We start from the raw sequence: 830 nt of genomic DNA, 5'->3' as shown, positions 1-830 counted from the left end.
ATGTGAGAGCAGTCCAGAAACGCGGAGCGGACGAGTTCAAGGTCGACTCGACGCCGACCTTCTTCATCAACGGAAAGACCTACAAAGGGGCGATGTCGATTGAGGAAATGTCGGCCATCATCGACCCTCTGCTCTGACATCCAGGCCGCGCCGAAGCGGTCAGGCTTTGGCGCGATGGCCTGTAGTGTAGGGCGGCGCGAATGAAATTTTCGCGCCTTCGCCTTCTCGGTTTCAAATCCTTCGTCGAGCCCGGCGAGTTCGTCATCGAACGCGGGCTGACCGGCATTGTCGGGCCGAACGGCTGCGGCAAGTCAAACCTCGTCGAAGCTTTGCGCTGGGTGATGGGCGAAAGCTCCTACAAGAACATGCGCGCGTCCGGCATGGACGACGTGATCTTTTCCGGCTCCGGCGCGCGCCCGGCGCGCAACACCGCCGAAGTCACGCTTTTCCTCGACAACACAGACCGCACGGCGCCGGCCGCCTTCAACGACGCCGACGAATTGCAGGTCTCGCGCCGCATCGAGCGCGAGGCCGGCTCGCTCTACCGCATCAACGGCAAGGAAGCCCGCGCCAAGGACGTGCAGTTGCTCTTTGCCGACCAGTCGACCGGCGCCCGCTCGCCCTCCATGGTCGGCCAGGGCCGTATCGGCGAGTTGATCCAGGCGAAGCCGCAGGCGCGCCGCGCGCTGCTCGAAGAAGCGGCCGGCATTTCCGGCCTGCACACGCGCCGACATGAAGCCGAGCTTCGGCTGAAGGCCGCCGAGCAGAATCTGGAACGGCTGGACGACGTCGTCGGCGAGCTGGAAGGCCAGATCGAAAGCCTGAAGCGC

2 protein-coding genes are annotated in these 830 nt (G+C 64.3%); both read left to right on the top strand.

What is annotated here, in order from left to right; genetic code table 11:
• Positions 1–137: thioredoxin domain-containing protein (locus EOA24_RS39805; protein ID WP_148669986.1), on the top strand; the 137-nt coding region annotated here is incomplete at its 5' end.
• A gap of 63 nt (positions 138–200) precedes the next feature.
• Positions 201–830, top strand: a 630-nt coding sequence (locus EOA24_RS39800; RefSeq protein WP_133375038.1) for a chromosome segregation SMC family protein, incomplete at its 3' end; no start/stop codon positions are given.

This window comes from Mesorhizobium sp. M2A.F.Ca.ET.039.01.1.1 (assembly GCF_003998035.1).
Taxonomy (GTDB): domain Bacteria; phylum Pseudomonadota; class Alphaproteobacteria; order Rhizobiales; family Rhizobiaceae; genus Mesorhizobium.
This window is presented reverse-complemented; position numbering and strand designations above follow the sequence as displayed.